The organism is Pseudomonas sp. R62, assembly GCF_000257605.1.
Classification (GTDB): Bacteria; Pseudomonadota; Gammaproteobacteria; order Pseudomonadales; family Pseudomonadaceae; genus Aquipseudomonas; species Aquipseudomonas atacamensis.
Genome location: NZ_AHZM01000928.1, coordinates 1 through 762 on the forward strand (window position 1 = coordinate 1; position 762 = coordinate 762).

A 762-nucleotide genomic window follows, 5' to 3' on the forward strand; every position below is an offset into this window, starting at 1 on the left:
AGCAAATACGTTTCAAGGCTGTTCTCCGGCGGTGGCCAGGCTGTCGAGCAGCTTCTGGCCGAGCAATTCGCGGCGCCAGCCACGCAGCGAATCGGGCAATTGGTAAGGACCCTCGGGGAAGCCGCTTTTGACCAGGGCTTCGAGGGTTTTCTTGCGCAGCATCAGTTCCGGGGCAATACCCAGGCGTTCGGCCTCGGCCTGACCCAGCGCGCGCAGTTGTTTGATCAGCGCAGCGGCTTCGATCGGCAACGGCTCGGGCACTGCCGGTGGCCATTGATCCGGCCCCACACTGCCAGAGCGCTTGATCAGATCAAGCAGAAACTGACCGTCCTGACGTACGGTACGCGGGTGCATGTCTTCGATCTTGCCCAGCGCCGCGAGGTTATCCGGCTGCGTGCGGGCCAGGGGCCACAGCGAGTGTTCCCGGACGATGCGGTTGCGCGGCAGGTCGCGGGCGCGGGCTTCTTTTTCGCGCCAGGCGCACAGTTCACGCAGCACGGCCAGTTGCGCACGGGACAGCTTCCACGCCAGTTTCGCCTCGCGATAGACCTCGTACGGATCGGTCTCGCGGCGCAGGTTGGCAACCAGTTCGGCGCCATCCTCCAGCACCCAGGCGAACTTGTCGTCGGACAGCTTGGGCCGCAACTCGACGAACACCTCGGCCAGATGCACGGCATCTTCGGCGGCATAGCTGATCTGGGTTTCGGACAGCGGACGCTGCAACCAGTCGGAGCGGGTCTCGCCCTTGGGCAGGTCGATGCC

At 64.7% G+C, this 762-nt stretch carries 1 protein-coding gene; it reads right to left on the reverse strand.

Annotated features, from left to right (window positions below; translation table 11 throughout):
• Positions 1 to 12: 12 nt before the first annotated feature.
• The coding region (locus OQK_RS01170) for a ribonuclease D (protein ID WP_016770739.1) at positions 13 to 762 on the reverse strand (750 nt) is incomplete at its 5' end.